Consider the following 21,824-nt stretch of genomic DNA (forward strand, 5'->3'; position numbering starts at 1 on the left):
CCAAAGGTGTGTGTGTCCGTACCCCGCAGGACCACAAACAAACCGACCAACACCCCACACCGCCCCAAATTTAATAAAACTTTCTCATACTCTCTCACCGCAACGCCTCAAAGTAACACACCCTTTGCCATTTAAATACAAAATGTTAGGCACAAAACCCGCAGTCCGATAAATTTTATTCTCAGATAATAAAGATTTTCTTTGACAATAATTTTTTTTCACTATAAAACCCTATCAGTCAACAGCGGTCATGATTGAAATCACGAGTTAAGGAATAGATCATGAAAGAGACACTTTTCACAGAAAAAGCACCGGCAGCCATCGGGCCCTACTCCCAGGGCGTCGTGACTCCCAACCTTGTCTTTGTTTCAGGACAGCTTCCGGTCGATCCGGAAACCGGAGCGTTTCCCACGGGCGGCATCGCCTCCCAGACAAGACAATCCCTTCAAAACCTCGCCGAAATCCTCGCATGCAAAAACATGACCCTGGGCCATGTCGTGAAGACCACCGTCTTCCTGTCCAGCATGGACGATTTCAGCGAAATGAACGCCGTCTATCAAGAGATGTTCGGGGAAGGCAACTACCCGGCACGATCGGCCGTCGAAGTGGCACGACTGCCCAAGGACGCCCTGGTTGAAATTGAAGCCATCGCGGTCGTCGGTTAAGGCACCGGATATCTCTATCTCTTACGATTCATATAAAATCAGATACATTGGAGGCTAACATCATGGCAATCAAATACGTCGCCGAACCCTTCCGAATCAAAATGGTCGAAACCATCAAAATGCTCACCCGCGAAGAAAGGGTGCAGAAAATCGCCGAGGCGAAATACAACACCTTCAACCTCAAGGGCGAAGATGTTTACATCGACCTGCTCACCGACAGCGGCACCAACGCCATGAGCCAGGAGCAGTGGGCCGGCGTCATGCGCGGTGACGAAGCCTATGCCGGCAGCTCAAGCTACTACAAGCTCCTCGACGCTGCCCGGGACATCACCGGCTACAAGTACATTCAGCCTGTGCACCAGGGCCGTGCCGCGGAAAAAGTACTCTTCGGCGTGATGATGGGAGAGGGCCAGTACTCCATCTCCAACATGCACTTCGACACCACCCGCGCCCATGTGGAGCTTGCCGGGGCACGCGCTGTGGACTGTGTGGTTCCCATCGCCAACGAGCCCTCAAAACGAGCTCCCTTTAAAGGCAACATGGATGTTGAGCGGCTCGAATCCTTAATTAAGGAATACGGTCCCGAAAACGTGGCCCTGGTCATCATGACCGTCACCAACAACTCCGCAGGGGGCCAGCCTGTCTCCATGGCCAACGTCCGGGAGACTGCAGCCCTGTGTAAGAAGTACGGCATCAAGCTCAACATCGACGCCGCCCGCTACGCGGAAAACGCCTACTTCATCAAGCAGCGCGAAGAAGGGTACGCCGACAAGTCCATCAAAGAGATCATCAACGAGATGTTCAGCTACGCGGACAGCTTCACCATGAGCGCCAAAAAAGACACCATCGTCAACATGGGCGGCCTGTTCGGCGTCAAGGACGACGAGGAGCTCTTCACGGCGTGCAAGGGCCGCACCATCTCCTTTGAAGGCTTCACCACCTACGGCGGTCTCTCCGGCCGTGACCTCGAAGCCCTGGCCATCGGCCTCTACGAAGGTCTCGACGAGGACTACCTCAGGTACCGCATCGGCCAGATGGAGTACCTTGCCTCCCGCCTCGACGACGCCGGCATCGCCTACCAGTCCCCTGTGGGCGGCCACGGTGTCTTCGTAGACGCCAAGGCACTGTTCCCCCACATCCCCTACAATGAGTTCCCGGGCCAGGCCCTGGCCATCGAGCTCTACATCGAGGCCGGCATCCGAACCTGCGACATCGGTTCCTACATGCTGGGCAACGACCCGGACACCGGCAAGCAGCTCGAAGCCAACTTTGAGTTCACCCGCTTTGCCATCGCCCGCCGCGTCTACACCCAGGCCCACATCGACATCATGGCCGACGCCCTCATCGAGATCAAAAAACGGGCCGACCAGGTCAAAGGCTACCGCATCACCTGGGAGCCCCCCGTCCTGCGTCACTTCCAGGCTCACCTTGAACCCGTAAAATAGTCCACCTCCACATACCTGCAGCCCTTCGGGGCTGCAGGTATTTTTGATTGTCCCGGGCAAAAATCAGCCCAACGCCTTGCGGACACCCCCTACAAACGTGTACCAACCTTTTGTCTTGTTTTTGAACAACACATCCATGGGATGACCGTTCCACCCATGGATGTCGACCGCAGATTATTTTCCGGAAAAGCAGCAATGCAGCTGTATCTTTCCGGAAGCTCTCTCTTTGATTTTTTTTCTGGTGTTTTTTGAAGGAGTGAAGCTGTGTCTGAACAAAAGAAGATCAATACGGATCCCGTCGACAGGGATAACTTTGATTCGAGAGTTGGATTCATCCTTGCCTGCATCGGCTCTGCAGTGGGGATGGCAAATATTTGGCTGTTTCCTTATCGGCTCGGGCAATTCGGCGGAGCCGCCTTTCTCATCCCTTACATTCTATTCATTGTCATCATCGGCCTCTTCGGCGTCATCGGAGAGATGTCCTTCGGCAGGGCCATGGGCACCGGCCCCTTAGGCGCCTTCAAAAAGGCGTGCGAACGTCGCGGGTTCAAGTACGGCGAAGTCTTCGGCATCATCCCGGTCTTAGGCTCGCTGGGCATTGCCATCGGTTACGCGGTGGTGGTGGGCTGGATCCTCCGGTTCACCGTGGGCTCCTTCACCGGAGCCGTCACCAGTGCCCCGGACTGCGGCGCCTATTTCGGGCAGATCGCAGGGCCCATGGGCAGCGTCAGCTGGCACCTCCTCGGCCTTGCCATCACCTTTGCCGTCATGATCCTGGGTATCTCCAACGGCATCGAAAAGGTCAACAAGGTCATGATGCCCGGCTTTTTTATTCTCTTTATCCTGCTGGCCATCCGGGTCTTCACCCTCCCGGGTTCCGGGGAAGGCTACCGGTATCTCTTTGTGGCCAAGTGGGACCTTTTAAAAGACCCCAAAACATGGGTCTACGCCCTGGGACAGGCCTTCTTCTCCCTCTCCCTGGCCGGATCCGGCACCGTGGTCTACGGCAGTTACCTCAAAAAGAGCGAAGACGTGGTGGGCTGCGCCAAGAACGTGGCCATCTTCGACACCCTGGCCGCCCTGCTGGCCGCCGTGGTCATCATCCCGGCCGTCTTTGCCTTCAAGCTTGATGTCACGGCCGGTCCTCCCCTGATGTTCATCACCATGCCCAACGTGTTCAAGATGATGCCATGCGGCACGCTTTTCTCCATCGTTTTCTTTGTGGCGGTCCTCTTTGCCGGCGTCAGTTCCCTGATGAACCTGTTTGAAACGCCGGTGGAGGCCCTTCAGCAGCGACTCAAGATCTCACGGGTCGCGGCCATCGCCATCATCGCCCTCATCAGCGGCACCGTGGGGCTGATCCTGGAAAACGGGGCCACCTTGAGCACCTGGATGGACATCGTCTCCATCTACCTCATCCCCCTGGGAGCCCTTCTGGCGGGCATCATGTTCTTCTGGGTCTGCGGCCCGGGCTTTGCCAGGGAGCAGGCCCAGACCGGGCGAGACAAAACCATCGGCGCCTGGTTCGAGCCCATGACGAAATACGGCTTCTGCGGAGCCACCATCATCGTCTACATCCTGGGCATCGTTTACGGAGGCATCGGGTAACCCCCATGGCCACCGCCCACTGAACCCATCCCGTAACCCCTGTGTGGGTTGCGGGATTTTTTTTTACACCGGGATGACAAAGCCCCTTTATTTTCCGTGGTCTTCCAGGCTTTTCAGCCCAGTTACGCATTGCATCCTTACCGGCGGTGGTATAAGAACAAAAAGGTATTATTCACGCAACAACGTGCAATCCGACACCAGCTGAGGGGCGAGGGGGCCCTTTCGGGAAACGGGCCGTACCGGCCCGATGCCCGAGGTACAGGAAAACACGAAGACATGCCAGGCACCGGCGTTTCGTAAGCGTTAAAGCCATGCTGCCGTCATGCTGATAGCGGATCCGAGAACATGCTCCGGGGCCATTCCCCCCTTTCCACTGTGGCCGGTAAACGCACCCAACATACCTTGAAAGACAAAAGACCATGAACGACGCCTTAAAACGCCAGTACAGCCTGATCGTGGAATTTCTGGGAAAAGCCCTGGGCCCCGATTTCGAAGTGGTCCTCCACGACACGGAGGATCACATCAACTCCATCGTGGCCATCGCCAACGGGCATATCAGCCAGCGAACCGTGGGGGCCCCCCTGACCGACTTCGGCCTGGAGGTCATCTCCAACGAAAGTTTCAGCGACAAAAAATACAAGATCAATTACAACGGGGTCTCAAAGGATCATCGCATCCTGAGGTCCTCCACCATGTTCATCCGCGACGACAACAAAAACATCGTGGGCCTTCTCTGCATCAACTTCGATGACCGCCGCTACAAAAACATCAGCGAACAGATCCTGAAGCTCTGCCACCCGGACATGCTCATCGAGAGCAACAACGCCTACGAATCGGTGGATTCCCTTGTCAACAATGCAGGGGAACGGTTCTATGACTCGGCCATTGAAGAGACGGATGCCGTCATCCAGGGCTACCTGAACAAACACAACACCTCCATCGACCGACTGGTCCAGGACGACCGCATCGACATCGTGGACATCCTGAACCAGAAAGGGATCTTCAAACTCAAGGGCGCGGTGCGCACCGTGGCCAAACAGCTCGGGTGCTCGGAACCCACCATCTACAGGTACCTAAGCAAGCTGTAACCGTGCGCCCGGCCCCTGTTCATCAGGATGTCAACCGGCGCACCAGCGCCTCTTCGGCCTCCGGGGTGAGGGTCCCCTTGCGGCTGGCCATGTCCACGGTGTGGAGGCACAACGCCTTGTAAAGGGCGGCAAGGCCCGGCTTCATCTCCGCGATCTTGTCCAGGTGGGTGCCGATGGTGTCCACGTCGCCCCTGGCAACGGGCCCGGTGAGGGCCGCCACCGGACCGACCTTCCGGATGTTGGCCATGGTCCCTTCGATCAAGGGCCCAAGCACGCTCCAGGCATCCTCTTCCGAAACCCCGGCATCACCGATGAACTGCCAGGCCATGTCCTGGACGGTGACAAAGCAGTTGGAGGCCACCACGGCTGCGGCGTGGTACATGGTCTTGGCCCGGGTCTCGATGGTAAGGCCCCTGGCCCCCAAATCCGACGCCAGGCCCAGGGCGAGCTCCACGGACGGGGCGTCCCCTTCAACGGACATGATGATGCCCTCAAAGGGGTTGGTCTCCCGGTCGGCCCCGGCAAAGCTCTGCAAGGGATGCATGGACCCGATACGGGCCCCGGCAAGCCTGGCCTTCTCCATGATGGTGGACGGCAGTGAGCCGCTGCAGTGAAGGACCGTGGCGCCCTGTTTGAACCCGCCGGCCGCGGCAATGGCCTCGGCCACCTCGGCGATGGTGTCGTCCGGCGTGGTGATAAAGACCAGATCGGCGTCCCGGGTCACGGCCACCGGGTCCGTCGAATACGGGGTCCCGGAAACCAGGCCCGCCGCCTTCTCCGCCGATTCGGCGCTGCGGCTCGCCACCCCGCACAGGGGGTATCCCACACGGTCCAGATGGATCACCAGGCTGGTTCCCACTCGTCCACATCCCACCACTGCACATCTTGCTTTCACGTCTACTCCCCCTTACTTTCCAGCTTTTCGTTGGAGCGCACCGGCCCCTGCAGGCCCAACGCCCTTTCCTGCATCGCGGATGCAAGGCCCAACCCTGTTCAACCACAGAACTTCCGGCTGGGCCAACAATGTTCATGCATACTGCAGCTCCGGGAAAAACTCAATTCATTTCCCGGTAACGCCATCTATTGAAAAACATTAAGTATTGACCGGCAATTACCTGTTGCGATACAAGTAGGGGTTGATTTGCACCCCTCCATGCACACGGGACGGCGCAACCGCTTGAAAAATCACTGGGAATCATCCGGACACCGCCCGCAGCCCCATGGCTGTCCCGGGCGCCTTACCTGCCAGTATCCGAGACTCCCACGGTCTTTTTAAGGGCGGCACTTTCGTGCATGCGGCAGGGGGCACCGACCCCATCCCGGAGCGCCGCACACGGGGCCGGCTTTTTCTTTTGAACTTCAAAACGCAGGTACGAAGGCGGTTTAAGCACAGCACATGATACAGCTTATCAAAGGATTCAAAGATGTTCTGCCCGGTGAAATCGAAGTGTGGCAGACCATCGAACGCGCAGCCAAAGAGACATTTGAAAACTTCGGGTTCCAGGAACTCCGCCTTCCCATCGTGGAAAAATCGGAGCTCTTTTCCCGAAGCATCGGCGACACCACCGATATTGTGGAAAAGGAGATGTACACCTTTGAGGACGGCAAACGGGGGCACGTGACCCTGCGTCCCGAAGCCACCGCATCGGTGGTCCGGTCCTACATCCAGCACAAGATGTACGCCAAGGACCCCATCCGGAAATTCTACACCATCGGCCCGATGTTCCGCAGGGAACGCCCCCAGAAAGGGCGATACCGCCAGTTTTACCAGATCGACGCCGAGGTGTTCGGGATCGACTCCCCGTACCTCGACGCCCAGCTCATCTTCATGCTGGCCACCCTGCTGGAAAAACTCAAGGCCAGGGACGTCAAGGCCCACATCAACTCCCTGGGCTGCCCCTGCTGCCGTCCCAACTTCCAGAAGGCCCTCAAGGATCTCCTCGACGCCAAGAAAGAGAGCCTCTGCGAGAACTGCCTCAGGCGAAGCGAGAAGAACCCCTTAAGGGTCCTGGACTGCAAGGTCCCCTCCTGCCGCGAGGCCGTGGAAGGAGCGCCCTCCATCCTCGACCACCTCTGCGACGACTGCCGCGAGCACTTTGAAACCGTCAAGGCCGTGCTCACGGAAAACGGGGTGGATTTTGAGGTGGACACCCGCCTGGTGCGCGGTCTCGATTACTACACCCGCACCGCCTTTGAGGTGCTCACCACCTCCCTGGGCGCCCAGAACGCCGTGGCCGGCGGCGGGCGATACGACGGGCTGGTCAAGGCCCTGGGCGGGCCGGAAATACCCGCCATCGGGTTTGCCATCGGCTTTGACCGACTGGCGGAGATCGTGGCCATGCAGCAGACCATCGAAGCGGACGGCCCCACCCTTTACATCGCCCCCTTAGGCGATGCGGCCACGAATAAAGCGGCCACCTGGGCCATGCAGCTGGCCGCCAACGGCGTCTTCTGCGAAACCGACTTTGCCGGGCGCAGCCTCAAAAGCCACATGAAGCGGGCCGATAAACTCAACGCAGCCCATGTCCTCATGGTGGGCGACGATGAGCTGGACAGGGGCGTGGCCGCCCTGAGGAACATGGCCACCAAAGAGCAGTGGGATCTTCCCCTGGATGGGCTGGTGGAGACACTGGTCGACCGATTCAACTAAACGATATCAGAAAGCACAAAGGAGTCAGGGCATTGACAGATCTACTTGGTGATATGAGACGAACCCACAACTGCTGCGACTTAACCACCGCCCACGTGGGAGAAGAAGTGGTCCTTATGGGCTGGGTACAGACCCGGCGGGACCACGGCGGCGTCATTTTCGTGGACTTGAGAGACCGAAGCGGCATTGCCCAGGTGGTCTTCAGCCCCGAGGTGAACACCGAGGTCCATGAAAAAGCCCACGCCGTCAGGAGCGAATTCGTCCTCGGCGTCCGGGGCACCGTGGCCGCGCGCCCCGCAGACATGGTCAACGACAAAATGGTCACCGGCGCCATCGAGGTGAACGTGGACGAGCTGCGCATCCTGAACCGCGCCGTGACCCCGCCCTTCGCCGTCGAAGACGACATCGAGGTGGGTGAGAACATCCGCCTTAAGAACCGCCACATCGACCTGCGGCGTCCCAAGTACCAGAAAAACATCATCGCCCGGCACCAGACCACCCAGGCGGTTCGAAACTACCTCAGCGGCAAGGGATTCCTCGACATCGAGACCCCCTTCCTCACCAAAAGCACCCCGGAAGGCGCCCGGGACTACCTGGTGCCCAGCCGCGTGAACCAGGGCCTCTTCTACGCCCTGCCCCAGTCGCCCCAGCTCTTCAAGCAGCTCCTGATGATGAGCGGCTTCGACCGCTACTACCAGATCGTCAAGTGCTTCCGCGACGAGGACCTGCGCGCCGACCGTCAGCCCGAGTTCACTCAGATCGACATGGAGCTGAGCTTTGTAGGTGAAAAAGAGATCATGTCCATCGCCGAAGGCATGGTCTCAAGCGTCTTTAAAGAGGTGCTCGGTGTGGACCTTGAGCCCCCCTTTGAGCACCTCCTCTACTCAGACGCCATGGACCGCTACGGCCTGGACAAACCCGACCTGCGCTTCGACATGGAGCTTAAAGATGTCTCCTCCATCGTGGAGACCTCCGGCTTCAAGGTCTTTGCCGACGTGGTCAAAAAAGGCGGCATGGTCAAGGCCCTCAACGCCAAGGGCTGCATCGACTTCTCCCGCAAGGAGATCGACGACCTCACCAAGTTCGTCTCCATCTACCGCGCCAAGGGCCTGGCCTGGATCAAGGTCAAGGAAAACGAGTGGCAGTCCCCCATCGCCAAGTTCTTCACCGACGACGAGAAGAAGGCCCTGGCCGAGCGCATCGACATGGAGCCCGGCGACCTCATCTTCTTTGTGGCGGACCAGCCCAAGGTGGTCAACGAATCCCTGGGCAACCTGCGAAACCACCTGGCCGAAAAACTGGGCCTCATCAACAAGGACGAGTTCCGCTTTGTGTGGGTCACCCACTTCCCCCTCTTCGAGTACGACGAGACGGAAAAACGCTACCAGTCCCTGCACCACCCCTTCACCGCACCCCTGGAGGAGGATTACGAGCACATTGAGACCGATCCTTTGAAGCTGCGTTCCAGGGCCTACGACCTGGTTCTCAACGGCTCCGAGATCGGCGGGGGCAGCATCCGTATCCACGACCGAGCCATCCAGGAGCGCATGTTCTCGGCCCTGGGCATGGACAAGGAAGAGTACGAGGAGAAGTTCGGTTTCCTCTTAAACGCCCTGGAATCCGGTGCGCCTCCCCACGGCGGCATCGCCTTCGGCCTGGACCGCCTGGTGATGATCCTGTGCGGCATGCCCTCCATCCGTGACGTCATCGCCTTCCCCAAAACCCAGAAGGCCTCCTGCATGCTCACCGATGCCCCTTCCGAGGCGGGCATGGCCCAGCTCAACGAACTGGCCCTTCGAATCAAAAAAATCGAATCGTAGAGCAATTCAAGTCAGATACCCCCGGCACCGGTTTCCCGCCGGTGCCGGGGGCAAAAAAAACAGGGTCCTCGCCCTGTTTTTTAATTGACACCGCCCGAAGTTCGGGCTAAATAGTCTGAGTCTTTTGACTGATCCCCAGTAGCTCAGTCGGCAGAGCAAGTGGCTGTTAACCACTGGGTCCGCGGTTCAAATCCGTGCTGGGGAGCCAAAAAACAACTGTCCGTTTCGGACAGCGCCGATATAAAAAACCTCGAAGGCCCTGCCTTCGGGGTTTTTTTGTGCCTTTTCGCCGCCCAACACAGGTAACCTCCTGAAAAAACGTTCCAATACCCCGCACATGGCCATTCCTTGACGGAACACGATATGGTATAAAAGGAAAGCGTTTCCTTTCCCCCCCTTTGCAGAGGCTCACCGGACACCACGGCATACCACAGCAAAGCCCCTTGAAAGGCCCGCCTCGGTTTCCGTGGGAACCCCCGTGGGCCGGGCAAAAACAAACACAACCCGACAATTGAACGACGCGGGCGGTCTCCACATCAGGGCATCCCAACCTGGCCACCGGCCAGCCGCCTTCGGCGGACCGCGTCACCCCAAGGAGATAGGCCATGGCCCGCTCCACACGGGAATTTTCCATTGAGCAACGCCCACACTCCGGCCAGTGGCTTTCCACGGCCCTGGGACTCGGCGGTGCGATCCCCCTCATGGGCACTCTGTTCATCGGCACCCGCTACCCGGACTGGCGCCTCGTCTCCCAGCCCCTCCACACCTCCCTGGAGGTGGCCGGGGCCACCCTCGGCCTGGTGCTGGCCGCCCTCCTCCTCCTGAGCCAGGAAAAAACCACCACCCGAAGGATGTGGATCGCCCTGGCCCTCATCGCCATGGCCGTCTTCGACATCTTCCACAGCTGCACCCCCGAGGGCCGGGCCTTCATCTGGTTTCGCAGCCTCTCCGTATTGACAGGCGGCCTCTTTTTCGCCCTGGTCTGGTTCCCCGACCGTCCCCTCTCCCGCACAACAGTGCTGGTGGCAGCCAACGCAACCCTGCTCGCCTCGGTGGCCGCAGGCACGCTCATCACCACCTGGCCCCAGGGCCAGCCGCTTCCCCAGGCAGGCTCCCCAGGCCTCTCCCCCGCCGACATCACGGCCCTTGCCGGGGGCCTTCTTATCCTCATGGCCGCCCTCAACTTTGCGGTGAACTACAGCCGGACCAGGCAGCAGGAAGAACTCCTCTTTCTCCTCCTGGCCCTTCTGTTCGGCATCTCAGGCATGTTGTTCTCCGTTACCACCTCCTGGAAAGCAGGCTGGTGGTTCTGGCACCTCCTGCGGTTTTCCGGCTACCTCATCGCCTTTCTCCTGGCCCTTGTGGCGTATCGCAAAACAGAACAGGAGATGCTCCGCACCCATGCCGAGCTGGACACCCTCTTCCATGTGGGGGTGGACGGCAAACGCATGGTGGACAGCCAGTTCAACCAGGTCCAGGCCAACGACACCCTGGCGGCCCTGGCCGGAAGCGCCCCCCCGGGACCCGGCCCCGTGAAATGCTACGAGTCCTTCGGCGGTCCCCTGTGCCACACCGATGCCTGCCCCCTCACCCAGATGAAAACAGGGGCCACCACCCACATCCACACCGAGGTGGAGAAAAAACACCCCGACGGCTCCCAGGCCTTTTACCTCCTCAACGCCATGCGCCTTGAAAAACCCGACGGGACCTTCGGGGGCATCATCGAAAGCTTCTGGGACATCACCGACCGCAAAAAAACGGCCCGGGCCCTGGAAGATCAAAATGAGCTGAAAACCGGCCAGGCGAAACTTTCCCACCTCATGCAGAGCGAGCTTGACCCCGAAGCCCTCTGCCGCCGGATCATCACCTTTCTCTGCAAGTACCTGGGCGCCGTCACCGGCCTGATCTATCTGGCCGACGAGGCCGGGACCCTGCGCCTGGTGGCCAGCTACGCCCACAAGCGGCGCAAGCACCTGGCATCCGCCTACCGCCCCGGCGAAGGGCTCGTGGGCCAGGCCGCCCTGGAAAAAGAGGAGATCATCCTCACCCAGGTCCCCGAAGGCTATATCACCATCGAGTCGGGCCTGGGCACGGCAGCCCCCACCACCCTGTGCATCAAACCCGTGATCCGCAACGATCAGGTCAAGGCGGTTCTGGAACTCGGCACCCTCACCACCTTTTCGGAGTCCCAGTCCCAGTTTCTGGACCTGGTGGCCGGCAGCATCGCCTTGGCCGTGGAAAACACCCAGGGCCGCACACGCCTTGCCCTCTCCCTGGAAGAGTCCGAAAAGCTGTCGGAAGAGCTCCGGGCCCAGCAGGAGGAGCTGCGCCAGTCCAACGAAGAGCTGGAAGGACAGGCATCGACCCTGCTGCGCTCCGAAGAGAGGCTCAAAGATCAGCAGGAAGAGCTCAAGGCCATCAACGAGGAGCTCGAAGAGAAGAACGAGCTCCTCCAGCGCCAGGCCCGGGAAATGCTCAGTGTAAAAAAAGAGACCGAAGAGAAGGCCGAAGCCCTGGCCCTGGCCAGTTCGTACAAATCGGAGTTTCTGGCCAACATGTCCCATGAGCTCCGCACACCCCTGAACAGCCTGCTGCTCCTGGCCCGGTCCCTTGCCGACAACAAGGAGGAGACCCTGACCCCCGGGCAGGTGGAATCCGCCGAGGTGATCCACGCCAGCGGCACAGACCTGCTCAACCTCATCAACGACATCCTCGACCTCTCCAAAATCGAGGCCGGGCGCATGGAGCTGGCCCCGGTCACCGTGGACCTCAAGGAGTTCACGTCCGATATGCAGGCAGGGTTCCGGCACCTGGCAAAAGACAAGGGCCTCGACCTGGTGACATCGGTCTCACCGGAGGCCCCTACGCACATCATGACGGACCGAAAGCGCCTGGACCAGATCATCAACAACCTCATGGCCAATGCCATCAAGTTCACGGCTTCGGGCCGCGTCACCCTCACCGCCGCCCCCTGCCCGGAAGGCGCCCGGTTCCTTCAATCAAACCTCACGCCCGAAACCACCCTGGCCCTGTCCGTTGCCGACACGGGCATCGGCATCGAAGAGAGCCGCCAGCAAATCATCTTCGACGCCTTTCAACAGGCCGACGGAAAAACCACCCGGCGCTACGGAGGCACGGGGCTGGGCCTTTCCATCGCCCGGAAGCTCGCCACCCTTCTGGGAGGCGAAATAGAACTCACCAGCCAGCCGGGCAAGGGAGCCACCTTCACCCTTTACCTCCCCGTTGCCCCGCCGCCCGGGCAATCCATCCCGGATCCGGTCCCGGCCCCCGACACCGAAGCCCCTGCGCCCTTACCGGTCCAGGATGACCGCAAGGCCCTGGGCCCGGACGACAGGATCATCCTCGTCATTGAGGACGACCCTGTCTTTGCCCGTCACCTCTGCACCACGTGCAGGGACAAAGGGTTCAAGTGCCTGGCCGCCCCATCCGGGGAGGAGGGCCTGGCGCTGCTGAAAACGCACCGGCCCTGCGCCGTGCTCCTGGACATCACCCTTCCGGGGATGGATGGATGGGCGGTGCTCACCGCCTTGAAGGAGGACCTTCGCACCCGCCACATCCCGGTGCACATCATCTCCGCCCACGACGCGGCAGCCGAAGCCCTCCGCCTGGGGGCCGTGGGGCACGCCACCAAGCCCGTGAGCACCGAAGTGCTGGAGAAGACATTTTCAACCCTGGAAGAGATGACGGCCCAACGGCCCAAGCACGTTCTGGTGGTGGACGACAACCGGGAGACCCGCCAAAGCGTGGTGGGCCTCATCGAGTGCGAGGGGGTGCAAGCCACAGAGGCGACCTCGGCCTCAGAGGCCATGGATGCCCTTCGGGCCAGGCGCTTTGACTGCGTTGTCCTCGACCTGGGCCTGCCGGACATGGACGGCCTGGAACTCCTGCGCACCCTCCGCAGCGAAGGGGTGCCCCTCTCACCGGTGATCATCTACACGGCCCGGGCCCTCACCGTCGAACAGGAGATGGGCATCCGGGAACACGCCGATGCCATCATCGTAAAAGACGTCCGCTCCCAGGAGAGGCTCCTGGACGAAGTCTCCCTTTTCCTCCACCAGGTGGTGAGCCGCATGCCGGATCGGCAGAAACAGATCATCACCAACCTCCACGACACCGATGCTCTTTTGCGGGACAAAAAGGTGCTCATTGTCGACGACGACATGCGCGCCACCTTTGCCCTTTCCAAACTCCTGCGGGAACGGGGCATGATTCCCCTCAAGGCAGACAACGGGGAGCGGGCCCTGAAGGTCCTGTCCCGGGAGCCCGACCTGCACCTGGTGCTCATGGATGTCATGATGCCCGTCATGGACGGGTTCGAGACCATCAGGAGAATCCGCGCCCAAGAGGCCTTCCGGCATTTGCCCATCATCGCCCTCACGGCCAAGGCCATGAAAGAGGACCGCACCAAATGCCTGGCCAGCGGTGCCAGCGATTACATGCCCAAGCCCGTGGACCCCCACCGCCTCATCTCCATGATGCGCGTGTGGCTTCACCGATAGAAAGGAACCCATCAAGCGCCTCCGCTGACAAAAAGGCACAAACCGACCCCCAGTCAACGCACATGGGAAACGTTGCAAGGACCCTTCGATGACTCACACCACAGACATGCCCAGCGCCGCCCCCACAGACCCCTGCCCCTGGACGCACAGGCAGAAGATCCTCATTGTCGACGACAAGCAGGAGAACCTCATTGCCCTCAGGAGAACCCTCGCCTGCCTGGATGTGGAGATCATCGAAGCCTCAAGCGGCAACCAGGCCCTTGTGGCCACCCTGGACAACGATTTTGCCGTGGCCGTCGTGGATGTGAAGATGCCGGGCATGGACGGCTACGAACTGGCGGCAATCCTCAGGGAAGAGGAGCGGACCCGGGTGCTCCCCATCATCTTCAACACCGCCGCCACAGCAGATGAGCACCAGGCCTTCAAGGGCTATGAGGCCGGATGCATCGATTACATCGTCAAGCCCGTTGACCCGGCCATCCTCATTGGGAAAGTCCGGACCCTGCTGGAACTCGACACCCACCGAAGGCAGCTTGAGCAGATGGTGGAGGCGCGCACCCTCCAGCTCAGCCACCTCAACTCCGTGCTCCTGGGCATCCGCCACGTCAACCAGCTCATCGTCCGGGAGAAAAAACCCGCCCGCCTCATCCGGGACGCCTGCCGAAAACTCATCGAAACCCGGGGGTTCCACTTTGCCTTCATCACCCTGCTGGATGCCTCGGGAAAACTGGAAACCGCTGCGGAAACCGGCCTCGGCAACGCCTTTCCCCCGTTTCTGGACAACCTCAAAGCCGGCACGTTGTCCCGATGCTATGAAAAAGCCCTGATCCAGCCGACCCCTGTTCTCACGCGCCTCCCCCACGGCGATTGCGCCGGGTGCCCCCTGTCCGGCAAGAGCCGCGACCACGCCGCCATCACCATCCGCCTGGAGCACGCCGACAGGGTCTATGGTCTCATGACCCTGGCCATGCCGCGTCAGCTGGCAAGCGACCTGCACGAACTGAGCCTCCTGGAGGAGGCCGGGGGTGACCTCGCCTTTGCCCTGCACACCATCGAAAAAGAGCTTCGGCTTCGCATGGTCCTGGACAACATGCGGGACGTGATCTGGCTCATGGACATGAACCTGTACCCCATCTGGATCAGCGCCGCGCGCAGCCGCGGGTACACCGCAGATGAACTCAAAGGCCTGCCCCTGTCCAAGCAGATGACCCCGGACTCTTACCGACGGGTCATGGAGGCGTACAACACCACCATCACCCCGGAAAGCCTCACCGATCCCCTGAAAAAGCTCTCCATCACCATGGAGATCGAGTTCACGAGAAAAGACGGCTCTTCGGCCTGGGCGTCGGCCACCTTTGCCGTGGTGAGGGACGACGCTGGCACCCCCATCGGTATCGTGGGGTCAAGCCACGACATCGGCAAGCTCAAAGCCTCGGAGGCGGCCCTCATGATGAAGACACGGGCCCTCACCGAACGGGTTAAGGAGCTCCACTGCCTCTACGAGGTGTCCCGCATCGCGGCGGACTCCAACGCCCCCATCAGGGAGGTGTTGCAGGAGGTGGTCTCCATCATCCCCGCGGGCTGGTTCTACCCGGAACTCACCTGCGCCCGCATCACCTGCCACCGCCACCGGTTCACCAGCACGGGCTTCCGGGAAACGCCCTGGACCCTCTCCGCAGATATCCTGGTCTCAGGGGAAGAGGTGGGCCAGGTGGAGGTCTTTGTCCTCAAAGAGTGCCCGCCCCTGGACGAAGGCCCTTTTCTCAAGGAAGAGAGGGAACTCATAGACAACCTGGCCCGTCGGATGGGGACCATGCTGGAGGCAAGGCGTTCTCGAAGCCGGGACCGGCTGGCCCGGGATGTGCTGGAGCTTCTCAACCGCAAGGAGCGCTCGCCGGACTTTCTGGAAGAGATCCTTTCCATCATCCGGCGCAGCACCCATGTGGAGGCCCTGGGCATCCGATTGCGGGACGGCGACGAGTGCCCCTACGGCCACACCCAGGGGTTCTCCGAACACTTTGTTCAGGCCGAGGCCCTCCTGTGCAGGCGTGGCGCCGACGGGAGCGCCCTTCGAAACAGCAAGGGAGAGGCCCTGCTGGACGGCCTCTGCGGCCGGGTGCTCTCAGGAGGAACCGTCCCCCGGCCCCCCGGGTTCACCGACGGGGGGAGCTTCTGGACCAACAGCACCGAAACCTGGGGCCAACCCGCCCCCTCCCCCATACAAGAAGCCTGCCCCCGCAACCTCTGCAGCGTCCAGGGGTTTCAATCGGTGGCCCTGATCCCCCTGAAGGCGGATGAACAGATCCTGGGCCTGCTCCACTTAGGGGACTCCCGGCCCGGCTGCTTCAACCGGGAGATGATCCATTTCTTTGAAGGCCTGGGAACAAGCATCGGCATCGCCCTGGCAAAAAACCGTGTGGAAGGAGCCCTAAGGGAGAGCGAAACCCTGCTCAACGAAATGGGGGCCATGGCAAAGGTGGGCGGCTGGGAGCTGGACCTGTCGACCCGAGCCATGCGCTGGACCCGGGAGACCTACCGCATCCACGAGATCCCCGAAGGCAAACCCGTGACCCTTGCCGAAGCCCTGGCGTTTTGCGACACCACATCCAGGCCAGCCATGGAAAAAGCCCTTGCCTCCTGCCGAAAAACAGCCACCCCCTTTGACCTGGAGCTCCACGTCACCACGGCGGGGGGCCGGAACCTCCAGGCCCGCGTCACGGGCCGTGCCGCGGGCCCTGCGGGCAAGGTTGAAAAACTGACCGGAACATTCCAGGACATCACCAAGCACAAAAAGCTGGAAGAGCAGCTCCACCAGGCCATGAAAATGGAGGCCATCGGACGATTGGCCGGTGGGGTGGCCCATGACTTCAACAACGCCCTGACCCCCATCCTGGCGGTGAGCGGCATGCTCCTCAACGACCTCTCCCCGGAAGAGCCCATGCACGAGGACATCCGCGAAATCCAGGAAGCGGCCGATCGATGCGCCCGCCTCACCCGTCAACTCCTGGCCTTCGGCCGCAGGCAGCCCATGCGGCTCACCTGCCTGAACCTGAACACGGTGGTTTCCCGCATGGAAAAAATGCTCTCCCGCATCATCGGAGAAGATATCAAGCTCGTAAAACGCCTCGCCCCGGACCTTGGCAACACCCGGGCAGACGAGGGCAAGATGGAGCAGATCATCGCCAACCTGGCCGTCAACGCCCGGGACGCCATGCCCCGCGGGGGAACCCTCACCATCGAGACCCGCAACGTCACCGACGACGCAGAGCCCCCAGGCCCCGGCGCCCGGCCGCCGGGCCCCATGGTGATGCTCGTCTTGACCGATACCGGGGAAGGCATGAACGAAAAGACCCAGGCCCACATCTTTGACCCGTTTTTCACCACCAAGGAAAACGGCAAAGGCACGGGTCTCGGGCTTGCCACCGTCTACGGTATCGTCAAGCAGAGCCGGGGAAACATCCGGGTCCGGAGCAGGCCGGGACAAGGGACATGCTTCCGGGTCTGCCTGCCCCGGGTAGACGAATCCACCAGTTGCCCGGCACCACCCCGGGCCCCGGCCCCCAAACCCAGCTCCCGGGGCACCGAAACCATCCTGCTGGTGGAAGACGAAGAGAGCGTAAGGCGAACCGCCCGGCGCATCCTGGCCGGCAAGGGCTATACCGTCCTGGAGGCAAGTCATGGCGAAGAGGCCATCACACGCTTCAAGACCCACACCGGAACCATCCACATTCTGGTCACCGACGTCATCATGCCCGGCATGAGCGGCAAGGAGGTGGCCGACCACCTGGTGACCTTTGCACCGACCCTGAAGGTGTTGTACGTATCCGGGTACACGGACAACGTCATCAGCCGCCGGGGTGTCCTCGACCACGGCACCTCGTTTATTCAAAAACCCTTTACCTCAGAGGACCTTGCAGCCAAGGTCCGGAAGGTCCTGGACAGCTAAAGGCCATGGGCATGCATTTTTCTATTGACACCACCGACAAATCACACTAAATAGTCCGAGTCTTTTGACTGATCCCCAGTAGCTCAGTCGGCAGAGCAAGTGGCTGTTAACCACTGGGTCCGCGGTTCAAATCCGTGCTGGGGAGCCAAAAACAACTGTCCGTTTCGGACAGAGCCGATATATGAAAACCCCGAAGGCTTAAGCCTCCGGGGTTTTTTTGTTTGTGTCACCCGGCCAACCCCAGATGGCGACATTAAAAAGGCCCCTTCATGGAATCAAACGCCTTGACAGCGCCCACTAAATAGCTATATTCACAAATAACGATTTATATAAAACCGCCGCCACATGACGAAGACTGGCCTGCGCCTTTCCCTTGCAGGGAAACATCCGCCCAATTAAATCGTTAAATGGCGATATATAGTTTCACAGACAGACAAATAGGAGGTCGGCCATGACCCACCAGCTCCTGACAAACACACAGTGCCCATGCAAAAAAGAGGCAACGCCCCGTGACACCGCCAACGTCCCCGGGGAAGAAAAATCAAAAACACGTTCCATGATCACGGCAAGTGCCCTGGGCATCGCCCTCTGGTTTGTCGTTTACCTCAACCTGGCCCCCCTGGCCGAGGCCGGTACCGCCCTTCTCTCCGCCCTGACAGGTTTTGACCGGGAAAGCCACCTGGGAAGCGCCCTTGCCTTCTTCATCTACGAAGTGCCCAAGGTGCTCATGCTCCTCACCCTGGTGGTCTTTGCCGTGGGGATTGTCCGCTCTTTTTTTACCCCGGAAAAAACCCGGGCCATGCTGGCCGGAAAAGGCGCTTTCACCGGAAACATCCTGGCCGCACTGCTGGGGATCGTCACCCCCTTCTGCTCCTGCTCGGCGGTCCCCCTTTTCCTGGGGTTTGTCACCACCGGTGTCCCCTTGGGGGCGACCTTCTCCTTTCTCATTGCCGCTCCCATGGTCAACGAAATCGCTCTTGTTCTTCTGTACGGCCTATTCGGGTGGAAGGTGGCGGCCCTTTACCTTGGCACCGGCCTGGCCATCGCCATGATCGCCGGGTGGGTCATCGGCAAACTCAACATGGAAGGCCACCTGGAATCCTGGGTCCACGAAATCCAGGCAGGGGCCGGTCCCATGGCTGAAGACAAACTGACCTGGGGGGATCGGATCGGCTCCGGCGTCGAGGCCGTGGGGGAGATCCTCGGCAAAGTGTGGCTCTATGTCATCCTGGGCATCGCTGTGGGAGCCGGTATCCACGGCTACGTCCCCGAAGGGGTCATGGCCGGGTTCATGGGCAAGTCGGCCTGGTGGTCCGTGCCCCTGTCGGTTCTTCTGGGCATCCCCATGTACTCCAACGCCGCGGGCATCATTCCCATTGTCCAGGCCCTCCTGGGCAAAGGCGCGGCCCTAGGGACCGTCCTGGCCTTCATGATGTCGGTCATCGCCCTCTCCCTTCCCGAGATCATCATCCTCCGAAAGGTTTTGAAGCCGCGCCTGATCGCCACCTTCATCGGGGTGGTGGGCACCGGCATCCTCCTGGTGGGATACCTCTTCAACCTCATCATTGCATAGCACGGGTATTCAGCATGGATCACATCACGAAACTACGCGTCGGCAAACACACCATCGGCATCCGGGGCCTCAAAGAGGCCCTTGCCGAGGCAGCAGAGAGATTTAACGGCACCCCCGACACCAAGGCGGGAAGGTTTCTCCTTGAAAAACTATCGGCACAAAACTACATCGCCCCGGCGGCCGCCCCCACCTATGAAGAAGCCTTTCACAGGGCCTACCTCCGGCATATCGGCGCACCGGAGGAGGACGCAGTGACCGAAGGCATCCTTGAAATAAAGGTCCTGGGGCCGGGATGCCCCCAATGCGAGCGCCTGGAGCGAGAGATCATGACCGTCATGGCCGAGGCCGGTATCGAGGCCGACCTCGACCATGTCCGGGACCTCAAGGAGATTGCATCTTACGGCGTCATGGGAACCCCTGCCCTCATCATCAACCGCGAGGTCAAAGCCGTGGGCAAGGTGCCCTCCAAAACCAGGCTGACAGCCTGGCTTACGGAGGCCGCAGCCAACACCTGAGAATCCCCCCTGGGACGCCCGCATCTTTAATTATAGGGAGGTCAGGCCCTGGCTACCGGGGTTCCCCCCGGGCAGTGCAAGGCAGCATGCTGTTCGGGAATCCCCGTAACCTCCAACCGGGAGAAACGGGCACCGGCAGCTTCCAGGTCCTCTTTCCGCGTCACCCGGTTCACCACAAGGTGCTGGCAGGAGATCCCGGCCTGGGCCACGGATGCCACCAGGCGATCCGTCTCGGCAAGGACCATGCTTTCAGGCAGGGTCACGCAGACAAAGGCGGTCTTCTCCCTGTCCTGCAGCGCCCCCTGCATCCTCCGGACACGCCGGGACAGGTCAAGGACCCGTTCGATGGTTGCCGTCAGCTTCACCGCCCCGTGGTACTTTCTCAACACCGCAAAAAAGGCCGTGAGCCATGCCCTCACCAGACCGGGCATCTCCAGGAATCGCAACAGATGACCGGTGGGCGAGCCGTCCAGTATAAGGATGTCATGGGCGCCGTCCCCCCTGGCATCCATCACCGCATCCAGGGCCATGATCTCGTCGAGGCCCGATGGGGCCAGGGAAAGAAGTTCTGCCATCACCTCACGGTCAAAGGCGATATCCATGCCGCGCCCTGCAAACCGCTTGAAAAGCGCCTGGATCTCCTTGCGGTACCCCTCTTTGAAACGCTCAAACAACCCATCGGCATGGATCTCATACGCCGAGAGGTTCTCTGTTATGGGCGTGACCCGGTCTCCGATGGGCGTGTGATAGGCATCGGACAGCGAATGGGCCGGGTCCGTTGAGACAATCAAAAAGCGTTTTCCCTTGAAGCAATCGGCCAGCTGAACCGCCAGGGATGCCGCCACCGTGGTTTTCCCCACGCCGCCTTTGCCCCCCACCACAATGACCTCCAGGTCGGCGGCCACCCCGTAGCGAAGGAACCGACACACCGCAGAGTCACAGAGCCCCGAAAGGATCGGTTCCGTTGCGTGGTCCGGGGCCTTGGCTTTATCCCAGGGGTTCGGGACCACAGGCCCAGTCTCAGGCCCTTCCCCCTCCATGCGGGCCCCCAGGGCTTTCAGGCCGGGGAGCCCTTTCACCTCTGCCCCCTCCTTTGGCACCAGAACCAGGCCATACTGGCGGAACCTCGCCTTGATCTCCCCAAAAATCCCAGCGTTGCCTGCCGGGTCCACCCGGTTCACGAGGATCTCCCGACACGGAATATGGTCGGCTTCAAGGTGTTGCACCAGCCGCTCGGTCTCACGAAAACTCATGAGCTCCGGGGTCATCACCGGCACAAAGCGGGTCAGGTGACCACTCCTGAAAAGGGTTCCCACCCCCTCGATATCCCGGCCCAGGGTCTCAAGGAAACGGTCACACCGGTCCTTGGTGTACCTCTTCCCGGAGAAGACCGATGCCATGTAGCGATGCTTGTGCAGCATCAGGTCCATCACCCGGATCCAGGTGCGCATGTGCTCCGGAAGGGCCAGGAGGCGCAAGGTATGCCCCGTGGGGGCCGTGTCCAGGATCAGGAGATCACACGCGCCCTCAGCCAGGAGGTCGGCCACCTCAAGGACGGCCATCACCTCGTCCAGGCCGGGCATGGACAGGGCGAAAAACCCGGAGATATCCTCCCGGTCAAAGTAGGTCCCCCGTTCGGCGATGGTCTTCAGAATCTCTCCGTTGCGCTCCCTGAAGCGGTTTGCCAGCGTCTCCGCACAGAGCTGGCGGGCAAAGAGGTTCCCCTGCCCGTTCAGGGGCACCGGGGTCATGTCATGGGAGACATCCATGCCCAGGCAATCGGAAAGGGAATGGGCAGGGTCCGTGGAAAGCAGAAGGACCCTGGAGGCCGGGCGGGCTTCGGCAAGGGAGATGGCGGCAGCCGCAGACAAGGTGGTCTTGCCCACACCGCCTTTTCCGCCGAAGAGAAGAAGCTTCAGGTTGGGATTATGGAGGTAGTCGGGTTTGATGGGAGAGTGCATCCTCTGCGCGGGTTCATGACGGTCCCGGCCATG

The 21,824-nt window shown here is 60.7% G+C and carries 12 protein-coding genes and 2 tRNA genes; 12 read left to right on the forward strand and 2 right to left on the reverse strand.

The window, feature by feature from the left end:
• Window positions 1–281 precede the first annotated feature (281 nt).
• From MSL71_RS03340 to MSL71_RS03355, 4 genes are all read left to right on the forward strand, one after another.
• The gene (locus MSL71_RS03340) at window positions 282–665 is read left to right on the forward strand and encodes a RidA family protein (protein WP_180137238.1); all 384 of its coding nucleotides are present in this window, start codon (window positions 282–284) and stop codon (window positions 663–665) included.
• A gap of 62 nt (window positions 666–727) precedes the next feature.
• Complete coding sequence (locus MSL71_RS03345; protein ID WP_180137239.1) at window positions 728–2,110, forward strand: tryptophanase; 1,383 nt, start codon at window positions 728–730, stop codon at window positions 2,108–2,110.
• 264 nt (window positions 2,111–2,374) lie between these two features.
• Window positions 2,375–3,718, forward strand: coding sequence for a sodium-dependent transporter (locus MSL71_RS03350; RefSeq protein WP_218950937.1), 1,344 nt, complete (start codon window positions 2,375–2,377; stop codon window positions 3,716–3,718).
• Between the two features lie 419 nt (window positions 3,719–4,137).
• Window positions 4,138–4,806, forward strand: a complete 669-nt coding sequence (locus MSL71_RS03355; RefSeq protein WP_180137240.1) for a helix-turn-helix transcriptional regulator — start codon at window positions 4,138–4,140, stop codon at window positions 4,804–4,806.
• A gap of 22 nt (window positions 4,807–4,828) precedes the next feature.
• Here MSL71_RS03355 and MSL71_RS03360 read toward each other — a convergent pair whose 3' ends face one another.
• Entirely contained in the window at window positions 4,829–5,701 is an 873-nt protein-coding gene (locus MSL71_RS03360) for a Rossmann-like and DUF2520 domain-containing protein (protein WP_343052492.1), read from the reverse strand.
• A gap of 501 nt (window positions 5,702–6,202) precedes the next feature.
• On the opposite strand from MSL71_RS03360, the gene hisS reads away from it, so the two are divergent.
• The 8 genes from hisS (at window position 6,203) to MSL71_RS03400 (ending at window position 19,830) form a co-directional block, all read left to right on the forward strand.
• Window positions 6,203–7,456 carry a histidine--tRNA ligase gene (gene hisS, locus MSL71_RS03365; protein WP_180137242.1) on the forward strand — a complete coding sequence of 418 codons (1,254 nt, stop codon included), beginning with the start codon at window positions 6,203–6,205 and terminating at the stop codon, window positions 7,454–7,456.
• A 32-nt stretch (window positions 7,457–7,488) separates the two neighbouring features.
• The gene (gene aspS / locus MSL71_RS03370; RefSeq protein WP_180137243.1) at window positions 7,489–9,276 is read left to right on the forward strand and encodes an aspartate--tRNA ligase; all 1,788 of its coding nucleotides are present in this window, start codon (window positions 7,489–7,491) and stop codon (window positions 9,274–9,276) included.
• A gap of 132 nt (window positions 9,277–9,408) precedes the next feature.
• Window positions 9,409–9,484: transfer RNA gene (locus tag MSL71_RS03375), tRNA-Asn, on the forward strand.
• Between the two features lie 397 nt (window positions 9,485–9,881).
• On the forward strand, window positions 9,882–13,796 hold the full coding sequence (locus MSL71_RS03380; protein ID WP_180137244.1) for a response regulator: 3,915 nt from the start codon (window positions 9,882–9,884) through the stop codon (window positions 13,794–13,796).
• Between the two features lie 88 nt (window positions 13,797–13,884).
• Complete coding sequence (locus tag MSL71_RS03385) at window positions 13,885–17,742, forward strand: response regulator (RefSeq protein ID WP_180137245.1); 3,858 nt, start codon at window positions 13,885–13,887, stop codon at window positions 17,740–17,742.
• A 72-nt stretch (window positions 17,743–17,814) separates the two neighbouring features.
• A tRNA-Asn gene (locus MSL71_RS03390) sits at window positions 17,815–17,890 on the forward strand.
• Window positions 17,891–18,193: 303 nt separating this feature from the next.
• The gene (locus tag MSL71_RS03395) at window positions 18,194–19,315 is read left to right on the forward strand and encodes a permease (protein ID WP_281374421.1); all 1,122 of its coding nucleotides are present in this window, start codon (window positions 18,194–18,196) and stop codon (window positions 19,313–19,315) included.
• A gap of 14 nt (window positions 19,316–19,329) precedes the next feature.
• Window positions 19,330–19,830, forward strand: coding sequence for a thioredoxin family protein (locus MSL71_RS03400; RefSeq protein ID WP_180137246.1), 501 nt, complete (start codon window positions 19,330–19,332; stop codon window positions 19,828–19,830).
• A 41-nt stretch (window positions 19,831–19,871) separates the two neighbouring features.
• On the opposite strand, the gene MSL71_RS03405 is transcribed toward MSL71_RS03400, so the two are convergent.
• A complete protein-coding gene (locus MSL71_RS03405) occupies window positions 19,872–21,791 on the reverse strand; it encodes an ArsA family ATPase (RefSeq protein WP_180137247.1) in 1,920 nt (639 codons plus the stop codon).
• Between the last annotated feature and the right edge of the window lie 33 nt (window positions 21,792–21,824).

The organism is Desulfoluna butyratoxydans (assembly GCF_900699765.1).
In the GTDB taxonomy this organism is placed as follows: domain Bacteria; phylum Desulfobacterota; class Desulfobacteria; order Desulfobacterales; family Desulfolunaceae; genus Desulfoluna; species Desulfoluna butyratoxydans.

Bases quoted from the DNA above. Each gene is read 5' to 3' on its own strand.
- MSL71_RS03355 (WP_180137240.1), top strand. From the start codon at position 4,138: ATGAACGACGCCTTAAAACGCCAGTACAGCCTGATCGTGGAATTTCTG.
- MSL71_RS03405 (WP_180137247.1), bottom strand. From the start codon at position 21,791: ATGCACTCTCCCATCAAACCCGACTACCTCCATAATCCCAACCTGAAG.
- MSL71_RS03400 (WP_180137246.1), top strand. From the start codon at position 19,330: ATGGATCACATCACGAAACTACGCGTCGGCAAACACACCATCGGCATC.
- MSL71_RS03340 (WP_180137238.1), top strand. From the start codon at position 282: ATGAAAGAGACACTTTTCACAGAAAAAGCACCGGCAGCCATCGGGCCC.
- MSL71_RS03395 (WP_281374421.1), top strand. From the start codon at position 18,194: ATGACCCACCAGCTCCTGACAAACACACAGTGCCCATGCAAAAAAGAG.
- MSL71_RS03385 (WP_180137245.1), top strand. From the start codon at position 13,885: ATGACTCACACCACAGACATGCCCAGCGCCGCCCCCACAGACCCCTGC.
- hisS (WP_180137242.1), top strand. From the start codon at position 6,203: ATGATACAGCTTATCAAAGGATTCAAAGATGTTCTGCCCGGTGAAATC.
- MSL71_RS03380 (WP_180137244.1), top strand. From the start codon at position 9,882: ATGGCCCGCTCCACACGGGAATTTTCCATTGAGCAACGCCCACACTCC.
- MSL71_RS03345 (WP_180137239.1), top strand. From the start codon at position 728: ATGGCAATCAAATACGTCGCCGAACCCTTCCGAATCAAAATGGTCGAA.